The 24,606-nt window shown below is 44.1% G+C and carries 23 protein-coding genes; 7 read left to right on the top strand and 16 right to left on the bottom strand.

Annotated features, from left to right (window positions below; all coding sequences use genetic code 11):
• The first annotated feature begins 28 nt into the window (after positions 1-28).
• Together btsR and R7P35_RS20900 are read left to right on the top strand one after the other, a co-directional pair.
• Positions 29-757: a two-component system response regulator BtsR gene (gene btsR, locus R7P35_RS20905; RefSeq protein ID WP_005381917.1), complete on the top strand. Its 729-nt coding sequence runs from the start codon at positions 29-31 to the stop codon at positions 755-757.
• A 71-nt stretch (positions 758-828) separates the two neighbouring features.
• Positions 829-1,302 (top strand): low molecular weight phosphatase family protein, encoded by a 474-nt coding sequence (locus R7P35_RS20900; protein WP_064377040.1) that lies wholly within the window; start codon positions 829-831, stop codon positions 1,300-1,302.
• 46 nt (positions 1,303-1,348) lie between these two features.
• On the opposite strand, the gene ispH is transcribed toward R7P35_RS20900, so the two are convergent.
• The 6 genes from ispH to murJ form a co-directional block, all read right to left on the bottom strand.
• Positions 1,349-2,314: a 4-hydroxy-3-methylbut-2-enyl diphosphate reductase gene (gene ispH, locus R7P35_RS20895; protein ID WP_005381920.1), complete on the bottom strand. Its 966-nt coding sequence runs from the start codon at positions 2,312-2,314 to the stop codon at positions 1,349-1,351.
• A 24-nt stretch (positions 2,315-2,338) separates the two neighbouring features.
• Positions 2,339-2,770, bottom strand: a complete 432-nt coding sequence (gene fkpB / locus R7P35_RS20890) for an FKBP-type peptidyl-prolyl cis-trans isomerase (protein WP_005381922.1) — start codon at positions 2,768-2,770, stop codon at positions 2,339-2,341.
• 144 nt (positions 2,771-2,914) lie between these two features.
• Positions 2,915-3,421: a signal peptidase II gene (lspA, locus tag R7P35_RS20885; protein ID WP_005385948.1), complete on the bottom strand. Its 507-nt coding sequence runs from the start codon at positions 3,419-3,421 to the stop codon at positions 2,915-2,917.
• A 73-nt stretch (positions 3,422-3,494) separates the two neighbouring features.
• Complete coding sequence (gene ileS / locus R7P35_RS20880) at positions 3,495-6,323, bottom strand: isoleucine--tRNA ligase (RefSeq protein ID WP_138938945.1); 2,829 nt, start codon at positions 6,321-6,323, stop codon at positions 3,495-3,497.
• A 64-nt stretch (positions 6,324-6,387) separates the two neighbouring features.
• Positions 6,388-7,323, bottom strand: coding sequence for a bifunctional riboflavin kinase/FAD synthetase (ribF, locus tag R7P35_RS20875; protein WP_005381933.1), 936 nt, complete (start codon positions 7,321-7,323; stop codon positions 6,388-6,390).
• A 69-nt stretch (positions 7,324-7,392) separates the two neighbouring features.
• Entirely contained in the window at positions 7,393-8,955 is a 1,563-nt protein-coding gene (gene murJ, locus R7P35_RS20870) for a murein biosynthesis integral membrane protein MurJ (protein WP_005381936.1), read from the bottom strand.
• Positions 8,956-9,260: 305 nt separating this feature from the next.
• Here murJ and rpsT point away from each other — a divergent pair, with 305 nt between their 5' ends.
• Complete coding sequence (gene rpsT, locus R7P35_RS20865; protein WP_005381938.1) at positions 9,261-9,521, top strand: 30S ribosomal protein S20; 261 nt, start codon at positions 9,261-9,263, stop codon at positions 9,519-9,521.
• 304 nt (positions 9,522-9,825) lie between these two features.
• On the opposite strand, the gene R7P35_RS20860 is transcribed toward rpsT, so the two are convergent.
• Together R7P35_RS20860 and nhaR are read right to left on the bottom strand one after the other, a co-directional pair.
• Positions 9,826-10,134: an ArsR/SmtB family transcription factor gene (locus R7P35_RS20860; protein ID WP_005381940.1), complete on the bottom strand. Its 309-nt coding sequence runs from the start codon at positions 10,132-10,134 to the stop codon at positions 9,826-9,828.
• A 288-nt stretch (positions 10,135-10,422) separates the two neighbouring features.
• Positions 10,423-11,313 (bottom strand): transcriptional activator NhaR, encoded by an 891-nt coding sequence (gene nhaR / locus R7P35_RS20855; RefSeq protein ID WP_005381942.1) that lies wholly within the window; start codon positions 11,311-11,313, stop codon positions 10,423-10,425.
• A gap of 386 nt (positions 11,314-11,699) precedes the next feature.
• On the opposite strand from nhaR, the gene R7P35_RS20850 reads away from it, so the two are divergent.
• Together R7P35_RS20850 and R7P35_RS20845 are read left to right on the top strand one after the other, a co-directional pair.
• A complete protein-coding gene (locus R7P35_RS20850) occupies positions 11,700-12,845 on the top strand; it encodes a Na/Pi symporter (RefSeq protein ID WP_025768431.1) in 1,146 nt (381 codons plus the stop codon).
• Between the two features lie 147 nt (positions 12,846-12,992).
• The gene (locus R7P35_RS20845; RefSeq protein WP_053306894.1) at positions 12,993-14,135 is read left to right on the top strand and encodes a flavohemoglobin expression-modulating QEGLA motif protein; all 1,143 of its coding nucleotides are present in this window, start codon (positions 12,993-12,995) and stop codon (positions 14,133-14,135) included.
• A 70-nt stretch (positions 14,136-14,205) separates the two neighbouring features.
• Here R7P35_RS20845 and R7P35_RS20840 read toward each other — a convergent pair whose 3' ends face one another.
• The 5 genes from R7P35_RS20840 to rppH form a co-directional block, all read right to left on the bottom strand.
• The gene (locus R7P35_RS20840) at positions 14,206-15,057 is read right to left on the bottom strand and encodes a thymidylate synthase (protein ID WP_025768429.1); all 852 of its coding nucleotides are present in this window, start codon (positions 15,055-15,057) and stop codon (positions 14,206-14,208) included.
• 9 nt (positions 15,058-15,066) lie between these two features.
• Positions 15,067-15,888, bottom strand: coding sequence for a prolipoprotein diacylglyceryl transferase (lgt, locus tag R7P35_RS20835; RefSeq protein WP_005381948.1), 822 nt, complete (start codon positions 15,886-15,888; stop codon positions 15,067-15,069).
• Between the two features lie 87 nt (positions 15,889-15,975).
• The gene (locus tag R7P35_RS20830) at positions 15,976-16,767 is read right to left on the bottom strand and encodes a sulfite exporter TauE/SafE family protein (protein WP_005385965.1); all 792 of its coding nucleotides are present in this window, start codon (positions 16,765-16,767) and stop codon (positions 15,976-15,978) included.
• Between the two features lie 6 nt (positions 16,768-16,773).
• Positions 16,774-19,020 (bottom strand): phosphoenolpyruvate--protein phosphotransferase, encoded by a 2,247-nt coding sequence (gene ptsP / locus R7P35_RS20825; protein ID WP_005385966.1) that lies wholly within the window; start codon positions 19,018-19,020, stop codon positions 16,774-16,776.
• A gap of 2 nt (positions 19,021-19,022) precedes the next feature.
• Positions 19,023-19,544, bottom strand: a complete 522-nt coding sequence (gene rppH / locus R7P35_RS20820) for an RNA pyrophosphohydrolase (RefSeq protein WP_005381953.1) — start codon at positions 19,542-19,544, stop codon at positions 19,023-19,025.
• 619 nt (positions 19,545-20,163) lie between these two features.
• Here rppH and mutH point away from each other — a divergent pair.
• On the top strand, positions 20,164-20,844 hold the full coding sequence (mutH, locus tag R7P35_RS20815) for a DNA mismatch repair endonuclease MutH (protein WP_206953692.1): 681 nt from the start codon (positions 20,164-20,166) through the stop codon (positions 20,842-20,844).
• Between the two features lie 15 nt (positions 20,845-20,859).
• On the opposite strand, the gene R7P35_RS20810 is transcribed toward mutH, so the two are convergent.
• Positions 20,860-21,171: a DUF6482 family protein gene (locus R7P35_RS20810; RefSeq protein WP_005381772.1), complete on the bottom strand. Its 312-nt coding sequence runs from the start codon at positions 21,169-21,171 to the stop codon at positions 20,860-20,862.
• 154 nt (positions 21,172-21,325) lie between these two features.
• Here R7P35_RS20810 and R7P35_RS20805 point away from each other — a divergent pair, with 154 nt between their 5' ends.
• Positions 21,326-22,360 carry an NADP(H)-dependent aldo-keto reductase gene (locus R7P35_RS20805; RefSeq protein ID WP_005381774.1) on the top strand — a complete coding sequence of 345 codons (1,035 nt, stop codon included), beginning with the start codon at positions 21,326-21,328 and terminating at the stop codon, positions 22,358-22,360.
• A 131-nt stretch (positions 22,361-22,491) separates the two neighbouring features.
• Here the strand turns inward: R7P35_RS20805 and R7P35_RS20800 are convergent, their stop codons facing one another.
• Both R7P35_RS20800 and vpsR read right to left on the bottom strand, forming a co-directional pair.
• The gene (locus R7P35_RS20800; RefSeq protein WP_005381776.1) at positions 22,492-22,743 is read right to left on the bottom strand and encodes a hypothetical protein; all 252 of its coding nucleotides are present in this window, start codon (positions 22,741-22,743) and stop codon (positions 22,492-22,494) included.
• Positions 22,744-23,271: 528 nt separating this feature from the next.
• Positions 23,272-24,606 (bottom strand): cyclic-di-GMP-binding transcriptional regulator VpsR, encoded by a 1,335-nt coding sequence (vpsR, locus tag R7P35_RS20795; RefSeq protein ID WP_017635067.1) that lies wholly within the window; start codon positions 24,604-24,606, stop codon positions 23,272-23,274.

Raw genomic sequence — 24,606 nt, 5'->3', positions numbered from 1 at the left:
CACGCTGAAGCAATAAAGGTAATGTTGGATGTTAACCGCACTCGTCATTGATGATGAACAGTTTGCTCGTGAAGAGCTAGCAGAGTTACTGGATGAAACAGGCCAAGTTGAGGTCGTGGGCGATGCCTCAAACGCAATCCTCGGCCTAAAAAAAATCAATGAACTTAAGCCTGATGTGGTGTTTCTCGATATCCAAATGCCTCAAGTCACGGGGATTGAACTACTTGGGATGCTTGATCCAGAAACCATGCCTTATGTGGTTTTTGTCACGGCTTATGATCAGTATGCGATTCAAGCATTTGAAGACAATGCCTTTGATTACTTGCTCAAACCTGTCGACCCATGCCGGCTAACTAAAACGGTAAAACGACTAAACAAAGTCATTAGCCAATCCGCCCTAACGCAACAACTGTCTGCTATTACACCTGACACGTTGGATCAGATACCGTGCATCGGACACAACCGCATCGTTATCATGGCCACCGACACGGTGGAATGTGCTTACAGTGATATCAGCGGCGTGCATGTACGCTCCACCAGCCAAACCGCGAGCACCCAACTGACATTAAAAACGTTGGAAGAGAAAACCCCTCTAGTCCGCTGCCATCGTCAATACTTAGTCAGTATTAAAGCGATTAGCGAAATCAAGTTACTGGAAAATGGGTTAGCGGAAATCATCACCAAAACAGGCTTTGAGATACCAGTAAGCCGCCGCTACTTAAAGGTGCTCAAAGAGATGCTCGGCATTAGCCACTAACACAAAAACTTCACACATCATCGCTGAGTTTCCGCTAGCGTATAAATAGGACGCTCTGAAAAGACGAGGCGATGATGTATAAAGTTTTATTCATATGTAAGCACAACGCTGGACGAAGCGTCCTCGCGGAGTCAATCGCAACCAATATCCTGTCAGCGGATTTTAGTGTCACCAGTGGAGGCTCACATCCCACAGGCAAGGTGCACCCAGTGGTGCAAAAATATTTAGATGACCACCAACTCCCCATTCCGCATATCCACACACATTCATGGGAGGAGCGAACTCAGTTTCTTCCCGACATCGTTATTATTCTCTGTGATTCTTTACATCAAGAAACCGCTCCTCAGTGGCTTGCGGGGGGCGTTCGAGTAAACTGGCAAGTTGATGCTTTTCCGACCTATGGTTCTGATGAAGACATGTACGCACATTGCGAAAAGGTTGCTCAATCGCTTGAGCGAAGAATCACGAAGATGTCTGATATGATTATCGATGGTTTAGGAAAAGACCAAATTCGTGATTACCTAAATGAGTTAAGAGAGATGTAAAAAAGGCGACCCACAGGTCGCCTTTTGAATATTCGATAAATGGAGACTAATCCACTTGCTTGATTTGCAATTCTTTAGGTACTTCAAAGAACATATTCTCTTCACGGCCAAGTACTTCATCAACCGCTTCGGCACCAACGAGTTCTTTGATTCGCTCTAGAATCTGATTAACGAGCTCTTCCGGAGCAGATGCTCCCGCAGTCACGCCGACCTTTGTTTTGCCTTCGAACCACTCAGGTTTGATATCTTCCGGACAGTCGGTTAAGTAGCCAGGTGTCCCTAGCTTTTCAGCTAGCTCTTTAAGACGTGTAGAGTTTGATGAGTTTTTAGAACCCACCACAACCATCACATCTACGTCACCAGCTAATTCACGTACGGCATCTTGGCGGTTTTGTGTCGCATAACAGATATCGTCTTTACGTGGACCTTGGATATCTGGGAACACGCGGCGTAGCTCTTCGATAACATCGGCAGTTTCATCGACAGAAAGCGTCGTTTGGCTTACGTAATGAAGATCGGATGGATCTTTCACAATCGCCTTCAGTTTCTCAACATCGGCTGGAGTTTCAACCAAGTACATACCACCGGTTTCACTGGCGTATTGCCCCATCGTACCTTCGACTTCAGGGTGACCTGCGTGACCAATCAGAACCACTTCCATATTACGACGGCTCGCACGCGCCACTTCCATATGCACTTTGGTTACCAAAGGACACGTTGCGTCAAATACGGTCAAATCACGCTGCTTGGCTTCCTGACGAACCGCCTGCGATACACCATGAGCGGAGAAAATCACAATGTTGTTGTCTGGCACTTCGTGCAGTTCTTCAACGAAGATAGCACCACGCTGTTTGAGACCTTCAACCACAAAACGGTTATGCACCACTTCATGACGCACATAAATCGGTGGCTGATACATCTCTAGCGCACGCTCTACGATGCTAATCGCGCGGTCAACACCAGCACAGAAACCACGTGGGTTAGCTAACAGGATTTTCATTTCATTGCTCATGGAAGTTATCTTTTATTTGGTTCGCTATTCTACTGACAAAATTTCAACTTCGAAAGTCACGTCTTGTCCCGCTAGAGGATGGTTGAAGTCCACAGTGACTGAATCGCCTGCAATCTCTGTAATAATGCCCGGGATTTCCATGCCATCAGGGCCACTGAAGGCCATGATTGTACCAACTTCCACTTCTGCATCACCTACAAATTTAGTGCGATCCATATAGTGAATATGATCAGGGTTTGGCATACCAAACGCGTCTTCTGCCTTTAGCTCAATCGCTTTTTGTGCGCCTGTTTCGAGGCCGATCAAGCATTGCTCAAAGTTTTCACTCAAGCTGCCATCACCCATAACAAACTTCGCTGGTTTACCCATGTTATGAGTACTATCTGCAACCGATCCGTCTTTCATTTTAATCGTAAAGTGAAGGGTTACTACCGATTCATTGGTTATTGTTGTCACGTTAATGCTTCCTTGTTCTTGGGTTATTACGCTGTCAGCTTGGTCTTTTTATACATTGATATGCTGATTGGCGCTCCAACATAATAAAAAGCGTCGCTCGAATCAACGGACGACGCTTAGGGTTATTCGATATACCGCAAAAGATTACTTGTCAGCGTCTTTTTTACGGAAGCCATCCAGAATAATCATTGCCGCACCAATACAGATCGCCATGTCAGCAAGGTTGAATGCTGGCCAGTGGTAGTTACCCCAGAAGAAGTCTAGGTAATCAACAACAAAGCCATGAACGACGCGGTCAAACACGTTGCCCACTGCACCACCAATAATCAGTGCATAAGCAATGTTGTTCCATTTTTCTTTTGCTGGAAGCTTACTCATCCAGTAGGTCAAAAGACCCGTCACAACAAACGCGATACCTGTAAATAACCAGCGCTGCCAACCAGCTTGATCGCTCAAGAAGCTGAAAGCGGCACCGTAGTTATGAACGTAAAGTAGGTTGAAGAATGGCAACACCTCAATTCGGTTTGCCCATCCGTAGCCCATGTTGTCCATCACCACCAATTTGATGCCAATATCTGCAATAAATACCAGAATTGCTAACCACAGCCAGCGAACTCCAGATTGCTTTAACGTCAGTGCTTTTTCACTCATTACTTTACCTACAAACAGCCCCAGTAAATACTGGGGCTGTTAATTTTAAAAAAAGTTCAGTCGTTCTAGGCAATTACGCGAATTTACGTACTTCACCTTCGCCGTCTACGTTAGACACACAACGACCACAGATTTTCTCGTGACCTTCGATTGTGCCTACGTCTGGCGTGTGGTGCCAACAACGGTCACACTTCTCGCCTTCAGCTGCTGCTACTTCAACAAACAAGCCTTCGATATCTGTCGCTTGTGCTGCATCAGTCTTCTCACCTAGAGGCTTAACTTTCGCCGCAGAGGTTAGTAGAACAAAGCGCAGTTCATCTTCAAGTTTGTTGATCTTCGCCGCTAGTGCGTCATCAGCAAATAGAGTCACTTCAGCTTGTAGTGCACCACCAATGGTTTTCTCTTTACGCGCATCTTCTAGAAGTTTGTTAACCGCACCACGAACCGCTTGGATCTCAGTCCAGAATTCGTTGTTCAGCTCTTCACCTTCAGCAAGACCGAATAGGCCGTCGAACCACTCACCAGTGAATACGAACTTGTCGCGTTGACCTGGCATTTCGTTCCAGATTTCATCTGCAGTGAACGACATGATTGGCGCCATCCAACGAACTAGCGCTTCTACGATGTAGTAAAGTGCTGTCTGACAGCTACGTTGAGCGTTGCCGCCACGTTTTGCTGTGTACTGACGGTCTTTAATTACGTCTAGGTAGAAAGAGCCCATTTCGATTGAACAGAATTGCATTAGACGCTGAGTTACACCGTGTGTGTTGTACTCTTCGTATGCTTTAACGATCTCTTCTTGTGCTGCTAGTGCACGACCAACCGCCCAGCGATCTAGCGCAACCATCTCTTCAACAGGAACGATGTCTGTTTCAGGGTTGAAGCCGCTTAGGTTAGCAAGGAAGAAACGCGCTGTGTTACGGATACGACGGTACGCATCTGCACTACGTTTTAGAATTTCATCAGAAACCGCAACTTCACCAGTGTAGTCTGTAGAAGCAACCCATAGACGAAGAATGTCAGCACCTAGCTTGTTAGTTACGTCTTTTGGCGCAACCACGTTACCGATAGATTTAGACATCTTACGGCCGTGACCGTCAACCACGAAACCGTGTGTCAGTACTTGTTTGTAAGGTGCTTCGTCTTTCATCGCAATAGATGAAATTAAAGAAGACTGGAACCAACCGCGGTGTTGGTCAGAACCTTCTAGGTATAGGTCTGCACTGTTGCCGTTGTACTCTTCACGAGCATCAACAACAGAGAAGTGAGTGACACCTGAATCGAACCATACGTCTAGCGTATCTAGTACTTTTTCGTATTGGTCCGCGTCAGCACCTAGTAGTTCAGCTGCATCGACATCCCACCATGCTTGAATGCCTTTCTCTTCAACCAGCTTCGCGACTTTCTCGATCAGCTCTAGCGTGTTTGGATGAAGTTCTGCTGTTTCTTTATGAACAAACAGAGCAATTGGCACACCCCAAGTACGTTGACGAGAGATACACCACTCAGGGCGACCTTCGATCATACCTTCGATGCGGCTTTGACCCCACTCAGGCATCCACTCTACATTCTTGATTGACTCTAATGCTTTAGCACGTAGGCCAGCTTGGTCCATAGAAACGAACCATTGAGGTGTAGCACGGAAGATGATTGGAGTCTTATGACGCCAACAGTGTGGGTAGCTGTGCTCGTAAGCGTGGTGGTGTAGTAGTGCACCTTTTTCTTTTAGTACTTCTACTACTGCATCGTTCGCTTTAAATACGTGCTGACCAGCAAATAGCTCTGTATCTGGTAGGTAAACACCGTTTGAGCCAACTGGGTTTGCTACTTCTAGGTTGTACTTGTTACCAACCGCGAAGTCTTCTTGACCGTGACCAGGAGCAGTGTGAACAACACCAGTACCTGAATCAGTCGTAACGTGATCGCCAAGGATCGCCGGTACAGTGAAATCGTAGAATGGGTGTTGGAATTGAGAAAGCTCTAGGTCCGCACCTTTAGCAAAGCCAAGGTTGTGGAAGTGCTCGATACCCGCACGGTCCATTACGTCTTTCGCTAGCTCAGCAGCAACGATGATACGCTCAGCGTTGTCGCCTTCTGTTTGGATAAGCACGTACTCTAGATCATCACGTAGACATACTGCGCGGTTTGCAGGCAGTGTCCAAGGTGTTGTTGTCCAGATAACGATAGATACGTCACCGTGACCTTCATGACCTTCTGTCAGTTCAAATTTAGATAGCAGTGCCGCTTCGTCAGCCGCTTTAAAACGAACGTCGATAGATGGCGATACTTTATCTTTGTATTCTACTTCCGCTTCAGCAAGAGCAGAACCACAGTCTGTACACCAGTGAACAGGTTTGAAACCTTTTAGCAGGTGACCATTGCTTGCGATCTTACCAAGAGCACGAATAATGTTCGCTTCAGTTGCGAAATCCATAGTGCGGTATGGCTTGTCCCACTCACCCATGATACCAAGGCGTTTGAAGCTCTCTTTCTGACCTTCAACCTGACCTGCTGCGTATTCACGACATTTCTCGCGGAATTCCGCTGCTGTCACTTTTTGGCCTGGCTTACCTACTTTCTTCTCTACCATTAATTCGATTGGTAGACCGTGGCAGTCCCAGCCTGGGATGTAAGGTGCGTCAAAACCTGAAAGTGTTTTGGATTTAATAATAATGTCTTTAAGAATCTTGTTTAGTGCGTGACCAATATGAATGTCACCATTTGCGTAAGGAGGGCCATCGTGCAATACGAATGACTTTTTGCCTTTCTTAGCTTTACGGATTTCACCGTAAAGATCTTCTTTGTACCAACGCTTAAGCATTTCTGGCTCACGATTGGCCAGGTTGCCGCGCATTGGAAACCCTGTTTCAGGTAAGTTCAGGGTATCTTTATACTCACTCATCGATTCTTAATTCCGTTATATTGGGCGAAAATTAGACATTATGTTGAACGGTGGAATAAACCGCTCAACGCTTAAGCTGACGCAGCCACACCCTTGCTGCTTCAGCATCCAATTCGATTTGTTGTTTAAGTGCTTCAAACGACTCAAACTTTTGCTCATCTCGAAGTTTATGCAAAAGTTCCACTTCTAGTTGCTTGCCATATAAATTGGCATGAAAGTCGAATAAGTGCACTTCTAACTGTTGGCGAACACCATTGACGGTTGGTCTTTGACCAATATTAGCAACACCACCAACTGGCTTATTTCCTAAGCCAAGCGCTTGAACAACATAGACTCCGGAAACCGGAGAAACACAGCGTTTCAAAGGAATATTTGCAGTAGGGAACCCAATGGTTCGACCTAGCTTTCTTCCGTGAGAAACACGACCGCTGATGCTGTAGTTTCTTCCCAGCATCTGTTGCGCGGAATGCAAATCGTCACGCGCCAGCGCTTGACGGATAGCCGTACTGCTGACACGTAATTGTTGTAAACAAAAGCTCTGGGTACTTACGACATCAAAGCCGTATTTTTCCCCTGCTTCCTGCAGCATTGCAAAGTTACCTGTACGGCCTTTGCCAAAGCAGAAATCATCACCAACGACAAGAAACTTAACACCCAAACGCTCGACCAACAAGTCACGGATAAACTCTTCCGCGGTTAAACTTGCAAAATGGCGATTGAAATTGACACACAGTAAGCGGTCAATATCGAGCTTACTCAATTGCACGAACTTATCGCGTAATCGCGTCAACCTTGCAGGTGCCTTGTCTTTGGCAAACAGCTCCATCGGCTGAGGTTCAAAGGTCATCACAACAGAAGGCAAGGATAGCCTGTCCGCTTGCTCAGACACTTGCTGCAATACTTGTTGATGGCCTTTATGGACACCATCGAAATTGCCAATAGTCAGCACACAACCATGATGTCGCGGGTTGATATTGTGAATGCCTCTAATCAGTTCCATTGGATACTGCTTTCTGCCTCTGTTTTACTTTACACTGTGTGAAACTGACGGATTATATACTAATCACCCTCAGTCTGTCCCAGCTTTTAGGTCTTTTAAACGCGCACCAGTTAAAAATAGAACCACTAGGTAAACTACGGCTCCTAAACCGATCAACATCCCTAGCACCGCGCTTCGGTGAGCAAAGCTCCAGCCCAGCCATACTGACATATCTTCCAGTTGCCATAAGATTGCCGCCACCATCGCCGCGCCAGCAATAGCTAAACGTATAATAAAGAAGACGGTTCGCTTAGTGATTTGGTATACCTCTGCGATGTGCAGGCCACGATACAGCAGTGCCATATTCACAAATGCCGATAGTGCCGTCGCGATAGCCAAGCCAACGTAGCCATAGAAGTACGCAAAAATTGCATTAAATACCATGTTGGTCACCATCGCAATGATGCCGTATTTCACTGGCGTTTTAGTGTCTTGACGCGAGTAATAACCCGGAGCGAGCACTTTAATCAGCATAAAGTTCAACAAGCCTGAAGCGTAAGCAAAGAGTGACAATGATGCTTGATGTACGTCTTGTGGCGAAAACTCACCTCGCATGAATAACACCATCAACATAGGTTTTGCCAGTACCATCAAACCAAGCATTGCAGGAAGGCCAAGTAAGATCACCATGCGCACCCCCCAGTCCATGGTTTGTGCGAATCCTTCATTTTGTGCGTCAACATGTTTGCGTGATAATGCTGGTAAAATCACCGTTGCAATAGCAATACCAAACAGACCTAACGGGAATTCCAACAAGCGATCTGAATAGTACAACCAACTGATCGAACCGGTTTGCAGAAAGCTGGCAATAAAAGTATCAAACAACAAGTTGATTTGGCTTACCGACACACCGAACAAAGCAGGAATCATTAAGGTTCGGATCTTCACCACGCCCGGATCGCGCCAGCCCCATTTTGGCTTAACCATAACCCCCGCTTTAATAAGGAAAGGGATTTGAAATAAGAACTGAACCAAACCACCAAGGAAAACACCGATGGCAAGACCAATCTCTGGCTGTGACATCTGCGGCGAGATAAACCATGCTGCCAAAATGATCATTACGTTGAGGAAGACGGGAGTAAACGAAGAAACCGCAAACTTACCTAGTGTATTAAGAATGGCTCCCGATAGGGCAACAAAAGTGATGAACCATAAATAAGGAAAGGTAATCTTGAGCATCACGCTAGCAAGTTCGAACTTCTCAGCCGCGGGACCACCATGCATCCAGTCTAGGAACCAACCAAAACCAAACAGTGCAGTCACCACTCCGGAACCTAGAACACCTAAGATGGTAACAATTGAGACTATCACCCCTAATGTACCCGCCGCACGAGCAATGAGCTCCCGAGTTTTATCCATGTCGCCTTGAGCATGGCTTTCCGTTAAAACAGGTACAAACGCTTGGGAAAAAGCACCTTCAGCAAACAAACGTCGTAAAAAATTAGGAATTTTATTGGCGAAGAAAAAGACGTCTGCGCTTGCTCCTGCCCCCATTAAATTTGCCACTACAACATCACGAACTAGGCCAAGAACGCGGGAAATAAATGTCATAGCACTGACGATCATGCCAGACTTGAGTAGTCGTTTACTCACTGTAACCTCGGAATATCACCATAAGACAGCTAACTCTATACTGTTTCTCTGACAGGTGCTGTAAATAGACGTCAAAAATCTATCCGCGGGTTGTAAGGAATAAGTGTGCCTTTCGCGGATAATTATTAGCATTGGTATAAAAATGCTGTTAGAATCCCCGCCATCTTAACCGCGATAACCTCTCTTACCAAAATTTGTTTTGGCTTAGATCGGTTTTTGCACAAATCATTTGACATTTAAGCGCAAATGAGGGATATTCCTCGCCCTTAAATTGTCACAGAACTAAGTTTTTGGGAGTTAGACCCTTGGCAAATAGTAAATCTGCTAAGAAGCGCGCTATCCAAGCTGAGAAACGTCGTCAGCACAATGCTAGCCGTCGCTCAATGATGCGTACTTACATGAAGAAAACTGTTGCTGCTATCGAAGCAGGCGACAAAGAAGCTGCAACTGCTGCATTCGCTGTAGTTACACCTATCCTAGACCGCATGGCAACTAAAGGCCTTATTCACAAGAATAAAGCAGCTCGCCATAAGTCTCGTTTCGCTGCACAAATCAAAGCTCTTTAATAGAGTCCTGATTTTACAGTGAAGAAAAAACCGACCTTGTGTCGGTTTTTTTATATCTACAAAGTTTTCTTAATAAAAAAAGCTGGCAATGCCAGCTTTTCTTTTTCTGAATGTCCCATTTAAAGACATCAGCTTATTCATTACCCATATAACGCTCAAACTAGAAAGCACTAATAAAACACTTGAGAACAAAGCAAATTGGTCGATGAGTAGTACCCTATCATCAAAAGTTTAACGCCACTCTCAAATATTCCAACAAGTTAGATTCACACTCTAAGATGAGCAGTATATTAGGACTATTTAATTAATGTTGAGCACTCTCAGCACAATAAAGACTATGCAGTGTTTTTATTAACGCTTTCACTTCATCACTCTTTAATGTGTAGTACACCGTCTGTGCTTCTTTCCTTGTCGTGACTAACTCATCACGGCGAAGCCAAGCAAGATGCTGAGATAATGCCGACTGGCTTAGCTCTAACTTTGCACACAGCTCTCCCACGGACAGCTCTTGGTTATGCAGCATACAAAGGATTTGTAGGCGTCTCTCGTTTGCCATCGCTTTGAGCAACACGACGGCTTTTGCGGAGTTCTGCTCCATTTCTTGTAGATTCATGTGTTGGACCTCTAGCTACAACTTACTTATTCCAACCCTGGCCAGCTTGTTGTGTTGCACTGATTTATATATCTAAGAAAATCAAGATACACTTCCAGAGTCTTCATTATTAGAACCTCTAATTTAGTTGTTAGTGATACACCAATATTATCCACCAAGGATTTTAATTGGTGCGCCATCAATAATTAATAGTTTTGCTCACTAAAACAAGTATCTTGCTTACTTAGATATTATTTAGAATTATATTTTTATTGATAGTAATCTATTTATTTACGCAACGATACGGGTTTACTCAAACATTTGACTGAAATCAGCATCACAAACATTTTTTACCGCGGGGTGTTGGATCATTCGTTCCGCAAAAATCACGTAGTACTCTTCTTTTAGCCCATCGACATGGCCAATTAGCTGTAAATTTCGGTCGTCTTCAATCTCCGACATGTATACGGTCGGTGCCAAGAAAATCACATCATCGTGGTACCGAGCAAAAGCTTTCATCAACGCAACATCATCAAACTCCCCTAGCACATTGGGTTGAAGGCCTTGACGATCAAACCATTGAATAACTTTACGCCCCATAGCCGTTCGGCTCGCGGGAATCAGAAGTTTTTTTTGTTCCAAGATCTCAGGGAATCGCACATTTTCAATTTCAGAAGAAGCAAAAAAGCTCATGCTACTTTCACCCAACTTTTTGCTATAAAGGCCAGGACTTTGAGTAGAATCAACGGGACAATCCGAAAGGATCATATCTAGCTTGTGCTGAGAAAGGCGTTCAAGTAGCAGTTCGTGGGTCGATTCATAACAGCGTAAATGAATACTGTTATCTTCCGGGACGGTCGTCATCAGTACTTTACTGACCAAGCGTTTAGATAATGCATCGGCTACACCAACTTCAAATAGAATGTTCGAGTGCTGGCTGTAATTGACGATATCTAACATCTCATAGCTCAAACCGAACATCCGGTCGGCGTACTTAAACACAAGCTGACCTAACTCAGTGGGCTCAACTGTACGACCATTGCGCTTGGTTAACTTTCCTTTCATGCGCTCTTCAAGCGCTTTAATCTGTCCTGTCACGGTTTGCGGTGTCAGGAAGAGCGCGTCAGCCGCCTTAGTTACAGAGCCCTGTTTGCACACCATCCAGAAATAATAGAGATGGTTGTAGTTTAGATGTGACATGATCGAGTCCCGAAAAGAAAGTGATACTTTTTATACCAAATGTGACAGAGACAAACAATAAACTCGACAAAACCATACAATACCTTACAAAAGCATAAGTTTTACCGAAAGTATAAAGTCAATACTGTCATAAAAGTTGAACTGAGGCGCATTTTCTCTACAAAAAAAACGCAAAAACCAAACAAAACGAAACCAAAATTTAACCACTAAAATCAACAAGTTAAAAATTAATTTTCTTCTTCTTTTACGCCATTATCAAAAAGAACAATAAAAATCTCTCACAGCAAGAAATCTGTAATATTACTGAAATATTTGTTCTCTAACATCGCCCGCAGATTCAACTACAGACCGAAAAATGAACTGAAAGGTCAACGGAGAAAATTATGATGAACCAAGCTACTTCAACAGTGGCACCAATTTCGAGCACAGCTCGTTGGTTACGCTGGGCTAACTTGGCATTCATGTTATATCTGCTTCTTCTAGCAGTATCTATGGTTGGTAGTGGCTTTAAATGGGCAACTGGCGATCAAGCTAAGGTGCTATTTGAATTTGCCGCACACCCAGTTGCAGGTCTAATGATCGGCTTGGTGGCAACAGCCTTAATTCAGTCTTCAAGTACTGTAACGTCTATTATTGTAGGCTTGGTTGCAGGTGGCTTACCTGTAGAAACCGCTATCCCTATGGTGATGGGTGCTAACATTGGTACCACAGTGACCAATACGCTTGTATCTCTTGGCCACGTGCGCTGTAAAGAAGAGTTCAAACGTGCATTTGCAAGTGCAACCATTCACGACTTCTTCAACTTGCTTGCTGTCGCTATTTTCCTTCCGTTGGAAATGATGTTCGGCATTTTAGAGAAAGTTTCTCACTGGCTTGTTTCTCCACTGCTTGCTACTGGTGATATGAGCATTAAAGGCTTCAACTTTATTAAACCAATTACAAAGCCAGTCGTAGGCGCAATTAAAGAGCCACTTTCTACCTTCGGTGATACTGTTGGCGGCGTCATGCTTATTGCTTTGGGTATTGCGACTATCTTCGTTGCAATCACAGTGATGGGTAAATTAATGAAGAGCCTAATGGTTGGTCGCGCACGTGAAATTTTGAAAAACGCCATCGGTCGTGGTCCTATTCACGGCATCGTATCAGGCTCAATCGTGACCGTTCTAGTACAATCTTCCTCAACCACGACAAGTTTAATGGTTCCGTTGGTTGGTACTGGCGTGTTGAAAGTACGAGATATCTACCCTTTCACTCTGGGTGCTAACATTGGTACTTGTATTACGGCACTACTAGCAGCGACAGCGGTATCTGGAGAGTTCGCAGTATTCGCACTTCAAATCGCTCTAGTCCACTTAGTATTTAACATCATGGCGACGCTGTTTATCTTTGGAATTCCATTCCTACGTGAGATTCCGGTTAAAGGCGCTGAGATGATTTCTGAAATGGCTATTAAGAATAAAGCTGTTGTTGGTGGCTACCTAATGTCAGTATTCGTTATTCTACCAGGTGCGATTCTAGCCCTAACAACGTAACAACAACGACATACCATCGCTTATTGTTTAGGCTCCACATCGTGGAGCCTTTTTTATGATAATTAAACTGTTCAAATCGATTGTCCGGTGATAATTTGAGCCACATCAGCATGCTTATGCTGAGCTATCTCATTTGGAGTCGACAACATGACGCAGCTTAATGACGCTATTTCTGATCAGCTACTCGCAATAGACGAAAACCTAACCCAACTGGTTGCTGATATTGATATCCTCAGTAGCGTGAATCCTCTTAATTATGCTCAAGAAAGAGAACGTTTCATTAAAAACAAATATTCTCAAGAGCCTAATTTTCAATATTCAATTACTAATGTAGATACTCACAGCGCAAAGCGACGTCTATATGAGCTACCTCTAGAAAACATTCAAGACACCCAATTGCAGAGGCTGTACGCAGATGTAATTCAGTCTTATGCAGATAAACTGGATCAAGTGAATACCATAGGCACGCAAGAGTTTCTTTATAACTCCTTACGCTATTATGGGGAACCGAGCGCCAAAGATATTGCCAACGCCCATTTCATATTGCACCTTCCTACAGAAGAAGAAAAAGAACCTCAGCACGATAGCCGTGCAATAGCACGTTTCATGCAAAATTTTGCTCAACGCAATGGGTATGAATGTGAAATACAGGTGTTGGACGGGATGTTAGCAAACGCACTAGTTTCAGGATCTCGAGTCAAAATTAACCACGCGGCGTACATCACCACTGATGAGCTGGAGGCTCTTGCACATCATGAAATGGGAGTACATCTCCTGACTACGCTTAACGGTCGTCAACAACCGCTAAAAGTCCTGAGCTTAGGTTGTCCTGCCAATACCAACACTCAAGAAGGGCTGGCTATATTATGTGAGTATCTGTCAGGACATTTCAGTATCAAGCGCCTAAGAACCTTAGCCTTACGAGTTCTGGCAGTAGAGTCGATGATCAAGGATCGCGATTTCCGCCATACGTTCATGCTATTAAAAGAACAGTATAAAGCTTCTGATCTTCAAGCATTTACAACGACTGCCCGAGTCTATCGAGGTGGAGGTTTAACGAAGGATTACTTGTATCTTAGAGGATTCCGAGAGGTGCTCAATGCCTATGATAAATTGGGCGATGACTTTTCACTATTGTTGTGCGGGAAAACGGAGCTGAAGTATTTTGAGCTTATCCGCTCATTAGTGAGTAAAGAAATATTCACTCAACCTAAGTTTATTAGCCCGGCACTGTCCACACCGATGCAGACCAACCCAATTCACCGTTATATTGTCAGTGCACTAAAATAATACCTTCTAAGTACAAAAAAGAAAAAAGCTCCATTCGGAGCTTTTTCTATATCTTGAAGAACGATACTCGTTACACTGAGAATGGGTAACGAATAGGATCGTGATGCTCGTACCCTTCAACCCAAAAGTCATCCAGTGTGACCCATGTTTCCAAATCTTCTAGAGATTTAATCTCTGGGTTGATATGGAACGTCGGCGCTTTTAATGGCTCACGTTTCAACTGAACATCGCGCATCAGTTCAAGCTGATCTTCATAAATGTGAGCATTCACAATCTTATGAAATGCCTGACCAGGTTTCTTGCCCGTAATTTGCGCCATAATCACCAAGAACACGTAAACTTGAACCATATTGAAGTTTAAGCCAAGCGGTACATCACACGAACGCTGAGTACTATTCAGGTAAAGCGTATCATCCAGCAATGAAAAATGGTGACTGTACATACAAGGACGCAAGCACCCCATGTGGAACTCACCCGGATTGTAGAAGTTCAAGATTTCACCGCGGTCATCAACACCACGCGTTAAGTCATCCACTATCTTACGTAGCTGGTCAACATGACCACCATCAGGTTTCGCCCAGGCGCGCCCTTGAACTCCATAGACACGGCCCATGTCGTCTTCGCCTTTACGGTATGGGTTATTCAACCAGGCATCATTTAGGTTGGCATTGGCATCCCAGGTTTTCGTGCCCAGCTTACGAAAATCTTCCGCATTATCGTAACCACGAATGTACCCTAGTAGCTCTGCAACAGCTGCTTTCCAAAAACTTTTACGTGTGGTGACCAACGGAAATTGATTGTTCGCAACATCGTAGGTTAAATCCGCGTTGATTACGGTCAGGCAGCGCTTGCCTGTACGCTCATTTTCAACCCAAACACCTTGGTCAACGATGCGTTGACACAAATCTAAATACTGTTTCACACCAATACCTTACTTCGTCTTTTGTGGTAATTCGTCTTTGTAATGACCACGTTTGTATGCCCAAACCATCATGAGGACACCGATAACCACCATTGGCAGAGATAAAATCTGTCCCATGGAAATAAAGCCACCGAATAAACCCAAATGAGCGTCTGGTTCGCGCACGTATTCTACTAGGAAACGGAAGGTTCCGTAACCCGCAAGAAAGAGTCCTGAAACAGAACCTAGAGGACGAGGTTTCTTGATGAACCAATTCAAAATGAAGAAAAGGACGATGCCTTCAAGCGCCATTTCATAAAGCTGTGATGGATGACGTGGCAGTGGACCGCCATTTGGGAAAACGATCGCCCAAGGCACATCCGTTACTCGGCCCCACAACTCGCTGTTCATGAAGTTACCTAAACGCCCCATACCCAAACCAAATGGCACAAGCGGCGCGATAAAGTCAGCAACACCGAAGAAAGTTCGCCCGTTTTTGTGTGCATACCAGAACATCGCAGTAATCACACCCAGTAAGCCCCCGTGGAAAGACATACCACCAGTCCACACTTTAAATAGATACAAAGGGTCAGCCAGGAAGAGCTCAAAATTGTAGAAAAGCACGTAGCCTACACGGCCACCAATCACCACGCCAAGGAAGCCTGCGAACAACAAATCAGAAACCTGCTCTCGTGTCCAACCACTTCCAGGCTTATCCGCACGTCGGTTCGCTAACCATAGAGCAAACATAAAGCCAACAAGGTACATCAAACCGTACCAACGAACCGAAACAGGACCAATAGAGATTAAAACCGGATCAATATTGGGAAATTCAATATATCCCTGAGACATAAATCATTCTCTTCTTATCACAACAAAATAAATATACCCAAGTAACCTCTAGATGCTTGGTTCAGCGAGAATGACTTGGGTACAAACTTAGAGCAGCATGGTCGCTGCAACAAACATTAAGAACACCGCGAATATCTTTTTTAATACCGCTGTTGGAAGGTTAGTTGCGAGCTTCGCACCCACTTTTGTTGTGAGCATCGAGGCCATAGCAATCGCTAATAAAGCGGGAAGATAAACATAGCCAATACTGTATGAAGGTAAGCCTTCCACTTTATAGCCATGTAAGATGAAGCCGATCATACCAGAAATAGCAATCACGCAACCACAAACGGAGGATGAGCCCACCGCTTTACGCATCTCTATCCCATGTTTATTTAAAAATGGTACCGACAGTGAGCCACCACCAATACCAGCAAGGCTTGATACGACACCAATTCCCGTGCCGTAAACTACAGTCACAGGGCTGCTCGGCATAGGTTTACTGCTCGTAACTTTAATGGAACGAAACATTTGTACTGACAGGCAAAGAACAATGACACCAAACACTTTCGGCAAATAGTGTGTAGGGATCCACTCAGCAATATTGGCACCAACAAAGCCACCAATGACCACACCAGGCATCAACCATTTTACGACAAACATATCGACATTGCCGAGCTTAAGGTGATTCATCGCCGATGAGCCAGACGTGACAATAATACTCGCTAACGAAGTGGCTAAGGCCATGTGCATACTCATTTCTGGAGAGATCCCAGCAAGAGGAAGCAAATACAACAAGGCAGGAACAACAATCAAACCACCACCGATACCGAGTAACCCCGCCATCACACCCACAAAAGCGCCTAGCGCCAACAATAACAAAAATAAAGAGACGGTCACGATTTCCTACTTTTTACCTGCACGGATAAAGCCCGCAAAGCCCTGTTGAATGAAGAAGTCATGCATCATTTGATGAATGTCCTCCCCATAGGACTTTGTCATTGCTTGCTCCGCTAATTTTTCTAATTCTTCTTGTTGACTATGACGAATCAAATATTTCACCTTAGCCACGTTGGAGGTGTTCATACTCAAACTGGTATACCCTAACCCAAGTAAGAGAAGAGCGCCAAATGGATCACCCGCTAGCTCACCACAAATACACACGGGCACCTGATATTTATCACACACCTCATGGATTTGCTTAAGCGCTAACAGTACCGCAGGATGCATAGATTCATAGACATCCGCTACGCGCGAATTGTTCCTATCTACCGCTAATAAATACTGAGTTAAATCGTTTGTCCCGACAGAAACAAAATCAACACGGTGAGCAATCGTTGGCAACAGATACACCATCGATGGTACTTCAATCATGACCCCAATTTGTGGGAATTGAATTCTATCATCAAGCAAAACGGCTTCGCTGTGAGCTTGATTAATCAAGCTAATGGCATCGTCTAGCTCTTTTACCCCTGACACCATTGGCAATAAGATACTTAAGTTTCCGCTTTCTGCACTCGCTCTTAACATTGCACGCAGCTGGATCAAGAAAATGTCTGGATGATCCAATGTAAAACGAATGCCACGCCAGCCTAGAAACGGATTATCTTCTTCGATGGGCAAATACGGCAAAGGTTTGTCACCACCAATATCCAAAGTACGCATCACTACTCGTTGATTCGGATAGCTGTTAAGTATTGCTTGGTATTGATGATACTGCTCATCTTCCGAAGGAAAGTGATGCTGAAGTAAAAATGCAATCTCAGTTCGGTACAACCCAACACCATCAACACCTGTGTTGATGGCAATATTACTGTCTGCACTGAGTCCCGCATTCAGCATAATTTCGATATGGTGATTATCTTGCGTAACCGCAGGGAGTGCGAGGTCCTTGTTTACCATGGCAAACAGTTCAGACTCTTCGCTTACTAAGCTGCGATACTCTCGCAACAACTGGCGGTTTGGCTCTAAGAAGATCTCACCCGTATAGCCGTCGACTATCCCGAGTTTGCCATTCACCACATCCGGATTAATGTTGGCGCCCATGACTGCAGGGACCCCAAGAGCTCGAGATAAAATGGCAGCGTGAGAGTTTGCGCCTCCCTCTAATGATACGACGGCTAACAAAAACTCTTTAGGTACAGAAGCGAGCAAGGTGGCAGTGAGTTCGTTCGCCACCAAAATAATGGGACGATCAATTGCAGAATTTTCTTGCTCACTGTTGTGCAGAAAATAGAGCAGCCTTTGCCCTAACTCTCGGATATCTTGCGCTCTTTCACGCATGTATACATCCGACATTCTTGCAAATCGATTCGAGTATGACTCTACAACTTGGCGTAACGCCCAGTCTGCCCTATCTCCTTTTTCAATCTGCTTCTTCAAATCACCGCGAAGCATCGGATCATTCAGTAAGTGAGTAAACAGATCGAAGATCGCCAGCGCATCTTTGTTGATTTCACTGTCCAGCTTTTTCCGCATACGGCGAAAGTCATTTAACGCTCGCTCTATGGCCACCAGTAATGTCTCGTGCTCGCGTTCCTTATCTAACGTGGACGAAGGGAAAACATCCGATAAACTCGGCTGGGTATTGTCGAACCAAAACTCTCCAATCGCGACACCAGTAGACGCAGGCAAACCTTTTAATACCGTGGGTTTAGATGCTAACTGCCAATGCCCAAGATTCTGCGCATGTGCAATGAGCACCGCTAACTGAGCGGATAAGGTAACAAGAAACGATTCTTCCATTTCACTAAACAAGCGCGGCGTTTTTTGTTGGATCACCAACACACCTAAAACTTGTTTACGATGAATGATTGGAGTAGCTAAAAAAGAGTGGTAAATCTGTTCGCCGAGTTGAGGAAAGAATTTGAACTCGGGGTGTTTTGAGGCTTCGGCAAGGTTAAGGGGTTCAGCGCTTCGTTTTACCAACCCAACCAAGCCTTCATTGAAGTTGATATGAATACTATCACCTTCAAAAATAAGGCCTTGAGTTGCCATTAACTCAAGGCGCTGCATTTCTTCATTAGCAAGATAGATAGTACAGCACTCAGTACTAAGGGCAGCACAAGTCTCTTTCACCAATATATCGAGTGCCAGATGCACATCATCGACCCTGGAGACTTTCTCAACTATTTCCCTTAGCTGACTGAGCATGATTATCCTCTACGTTGCTTTTTTCTTTTCCCTTTCGCTTTTCTCTCTCGAAAAGGCATGGCTAAGGATGCAAATTCTTTCATCGCTCGTCGATAAACATCTCGCTTGAAAGAAACAACTTGCCTAACTGGATACCAGTAACTTACCCAGCGCCAACCATCAAATTCAGGGGATTTTCCGCGTTGCATATTAATGCGAGACTCATCGCATTCTAATCTCAGCAGAAACCATTTCTGTTTTTGGCCGATACAAACAGGCTTGGAGTCCCAACGCACCAATCGCTTTGGTAGCTTATATCTTAACCAATGACGACTTGTTGCAATGATCTTAACGTCTTTTTTCGTTAAACCGACTTCTTCGTATAACTCCCTGAACATGGCTTGTTCAGGGGTTTCACCTTCGTCAATCCCACCTTGTGGAAATTGCCATGAGTGTTGCCCGTATCGTTTAGCCCAGAAGACCTGACCATGGTTATTACATATCACAATACCAACATTAAGTCGGTAACCATCGCCATCTATCACTGGCTAACCTCTATGAATAAATTTTTTATTACCGTGATTTTTCCACATATCCCCATTACTAGCAAACTTACTGATGTGATATGAGCAAGATTTATTACCTTTTCACCATTTTTGGATATCTTTTAATCAAACCATACCTTATCAACACAAGAGTGAGACATTGCCCACATTTATTCACCTTTTCTGTGAATAACTTTGTGAAGAATTCAATTCAAATGAGTAATTCAGTTCAATCCCATCAAAAGCAAAACAGATGAAGAAACAAAAAAATAAACATAAAACATTGATAAAAAAGTATTTATTTTTAAAAACAACGATAATTCGATCTTCAGTTTCTTGATGATCTTTTCACCAAACTCAGATCGGTCAAAGATCCACCAACAGGCTATTTATCCACACTCACCTGCTATTCGTTTAGATGATTACAACAAAATCAACCCCAAAAATGCATTTTAACCCCTGTTTATTCATACAGACCCCGCCAGGATCTTATCAATACCTCCTCCACCTGTGGATAAGTTATGAATTGATCGTTCTTACACCGCCTCGGTGAAATCTTAAACAGTAGATTTGGTCGGAGTTTGATAAACTATATTTTTTGTAATACCACCTTGTAACTATGAAACCAGAACCACAAACAGAAGCAGAGCTATTGGAACGAGCGCATGATATGGCAGGACTCTGTTTTGCTGAGTTGGCCGCCGAGGCGAATATGATTGTTCCTGAAAACTTAAAACGTGATAAAGGTTGGGTGGGTCAATTACTCGAATGGCACTTGGGCGCTCCAGCTGGCAGTAAACCTCAACAAGATTTCGCAAAACTAGGGATCGAGTTGAAAAGTATTCCGATCAGTTACTCTGGCAAACCTTTAGAAACAACCTTTGTTTCTGTGGCCCCCCTCACTGGTGTTCATGGTCTTACATGGGAAACAAGTCATGTTCGAAACAAGCTATCTCGTGTGCTTTGGGTACCCGTAGAAGGAGAACGAGAAATCCCACTCGCTGAAAGACGTGTGGGCAGTCCACTCATTTGGTCACCAGATGAAGAAGAAGAACGGATTTTGCGAAATGACTGGGAAGAGTTAATGGAGATGATCGTCTTGGGAAGATTTGATCAAATTTCCGCCAGACACGGAGAAGCGCTGCATCTTCGCCCTAAAGCCGCAAATGCAAAAGCGCTCACCGAAGCATATAACTCAAATGGTAAGCCGATGAAAACTCTGCCCCGAGGCTTTTACCTTAGAACACAGTTTACTGAACAGATCTTACTCAAGCACTACATTAACACTCAACCAGAATAAAACTATATCAGCTATTTAGTGCGTCACGAGCGATAACTCAATATCGCAGTACGAGGCTGCCTCTTCAGTGCCACATTCGTCATACGCATTACGCAGCCTTAAATACGCTTTATCGACCCCTAGCCTCAATAATTCTTCTTTTACTAAGTCTAGAGAGCCAAAATGTATCGGGTCTTCACCGTCTTTAATCGGCTCAAGTTGATGCTTGTACTCCACAGCTAAAAGATAGTCAGAGACATCAGAACACCCAATCACAAATACTTTGGGAGTTTTATAAGTATCTTTATGTGGACCATGTAGCCACATGTCCAATTGATGCTTCTGCATAACATACCTCCTTCACACGATTATTTAAGTGTAGTTAGGCTAACTGTAGCTTTCGAGTTTGCTCTCCCTTTATACGTAAATCATTTGCGATTGCGGCTAAAAATCCCCTATATTGGAGTCACTTATTTAGTCGGTAACTCTTCAAGGACGTGATATGCAATACACAAAACTACCGCACTCATCACTTGAGATCAGTAAAATCTGCCTCGGCACTATGACGTTTGGCGAGCAAAACACAGAAAAGGACGCCTTTGAACAGCTCGACTTTGCCCTCGATCATGGGGTGAACTTCATCGATACCGCAGAGATGTACCCTGTACCGCCAAACTCGGAAACACAAGGGCTCACCGAGCAATACATCGGTAATTGGTTAGCAAAAAGCGGCAAAAGAGAGAAAGTAGTACTGGCAACAAAAGTGGCAGGCCCTCGCAATGTTCCTCACATTAGAGACAACATGAGCCTTAATCGTCGCCACATCCATACAGCAATTGATGACAGCCTTAATCGTCTACAAACCGATTATGTCGATTTGTACCAACTACATTGGCCGCAGCGTCAAACCAACTGCTTTGGTCAACTCAACTACCCATACCCTGACAAACAAGAAGAAGTCACGTTAATTGAAACGTTGGAAGCGCTTACTGAATTAGTGAATGCAGGTAAAGTGCGCTATATCGGCGTATCCAACGAGACGCCGTGGGGTGTGATGTCGCTATTGCGTTTGGCAGAAAAACACGATTTGCCAAGAATTGTCTCCATTCAAAACCCATATAACTTATTGAACCGCAGCTTCGAAGTTGGCTTGTCTGAAATCAGCCATTACGAAGGCGTTCAGTTACTTGCCTACTCTCCTTTGGCATTTGGCTGCCTGAGTGGTAAATACCTAAACGGGGCAAAACCTGAAGGCGCTCGATGCACTAAGTGGGAGCGTTTTGCGCGCTACTTCACTCCGCAAGGTGTTAAAGCGACCGAAGCTTACGTCAATTTAGCTCAAGAGCATGGTCTAAACCCTGCACAAATGGCGCTCGCGTTTGTCAATCAGCGTCCATTTGTTGCTTCTAACATTATCGGAGCAACAAACCTAGACCAATTAAAAGCCAATATCGACAGTATTGATTTGCAACTTAGCGACGAACTACTTACTGAAATTCAAGCAATAGGTACAACTTACTCGAATCCTTGCCCTTAACAGTACCACCTTCAAACGAAAACAGCTGATCTTCAAGATCAGCTGTTTATCCAATGAAGTCATACTTCATATAAAAAGTTAAGCGTGTTGAATGACTCGTTAGCAACTCAGTCAGCCCAACACGCTAACGATTACGTCATTATTCGCGACGTTAAGACTCGACGAAGGTGACGAACTCGACGTTCAACTTTTACTGCATCCGGAACATTGGCACGTGTAGAACGACCATCGCGATCTAAACCAATATCTCTCAATAGATGAACATTCGTCCATGGAATATCATGAGCAGTTCGGCGTATGGTGCGCTGCCATTGCTTTTCTTCGCGTTTAAGGTCTGCTTTCAATAGCAAAGTGGCCAATTGTAGGTAAATAGAGTGACGCATAATATTTTCTCCGATTATCGATGTATTCGACTGGGAAAAATAGTGCGTAAAATGAACAGAAATATTCTGTTGATACTAAGCCGCTACTTTTCCGCAGCCTAGTAATAAATATGATAGGTTACGGATTAATTTTTATCTTGTGAGCCAGTGGTATTGGTATCATCCGATTTAAGGGTTATCGGAGCGATAGGCATACGATCAGCGCAAGCAGTGGTGTTAACAACGTAATGTTTCATCTTGCGCCTCCTAGCTAAAAATTAATCCGTTTATGAAAGGTATAACTCATTGAGTTACGGTTAAATTGTAAGCTTTGATGGATATATATCAAACATTTTTTGCCTTTTTGATTAAAAACAAATCAATACACCGCAATTTAGTTTCATATACTTTTACGTATAACATATTCACCTGAGGAATATATAAATTTGCGGATTTTATAAATCAAACCAAACAAAAATAAAAAGAGCGGCTCTGTGGCCACTCTCTTTTATTGTATTTATTCGCCTATTTAACACAGGGAAAGGCCAACTACATGGCTTGTTCGGAAATCAAGTTATGTTTATTAAGTAGTCGATACATGGTTGCACGCGAAACTCCGAGCTCTTTCGCCGCATTTGAAACTTGACCAGAATGAGATTCCAAAACAACCAGCAACGCATCACGTTCACTCTTCTCTCGGATTGATTTCAAGCTGCGCTTTGAGTCATTACGTTGAGGTAAATCTAAGTGATGCTCTTCAATCATTACGCTGTCGGACATTAATACCGCTCGCTTCACTTGGTTCATCAGCTCACGCACATTTCCAGGCCAGAAATAACGTGTCAGTGCCTTGAATGCATCCTCAGAAAAGCTTTTTGCTTGCGAGTTGTACTCTTTTGAGAACTCTTGTAAGTAGAAACGAGCCAGCAATGCGATGTCACTCGCACGTTCTTTCAAGCTAGGGACATTGATGCGCAAAACGTTGATGTAATGGTAAAGCTCTTCATTGAAGTCACCGTCAATCAAAGCTTTTTCAACATCTGACGAGTTAGCAGCAAGAATACGCACGTTAACCGCTTTTACGCCATCTTTGGTATCAATGGTGCCTTCTTGCAAGAATCTCAGCAGATTCATTTGCTGCTCTTTTGAAATGGTAAGAATGTCGTTAAACAACACGGTGCCGCCATCTGCTTGTTCAAGCAGGCATGCTTCCATATCTTCATCGGCGTTAATACCAAATACTTCAGCTTGGAAACGTTGTTCATTGAGTGCGCGACAGTTAATTGCCATAAACGGTTTATGAGAGCGTGAAGAGACTTTATGGATGGCCCTAGCAACCGCCTCTTTACCAGTCCCACTTTCCCCAGAAATCAGAATACTGACGTCCGTTGGACCAATGCGCTTCACTTGATCGCGTAAACGTTTCATCGGGATAGATTCACCGATCAAACCCATATCTAAACTGCTACCAAAACTAGGCCAAACTTTTTTCTCCAACTTAAGCATGCCAAGCTGGTGACCTATTGTGCTTAATAACTGTGCATCTGGGATCGGCGCTGTGAAAAAATCGATACAAAAGTTAACAATGAACTGGCATATGGTGTCAGTGCCAAGCTGAGATTCACGAATAAACGCTAACCAACGTACGTGTTTGTGAGAGCTGACTAAGTTCGCCAAACCATTCAAGCTGAACTCGTCATGGCTGAGATCAACAATACCGATACATGGACCAATATCTTCTAACAGCGTATTAGCTTTGCGTAAGTCACCTACTTGGTGACACTTCCAGCCCACTTGCTCCAGTACCGATAACCAAGGCTCATAAGTACCGCCAACTACCACAAGCGATCCCGGGATGGAGTCCATCTTAAACTGCCCAGCCAT

Origin of the sequence: Vibrio sp. Vb0304 (genome assembly GCF_033338995.1) — a bacterium.
Lineage (GTDB): Bacteria > Pseudomonadota > Gammaproteobacteria > Enterobacterales > Vibrionaceae > Vibrio > Vibrio alginolyticus.
This window is presented reverse-complemented; position numbering and strand designations above follow the sequence as displayed.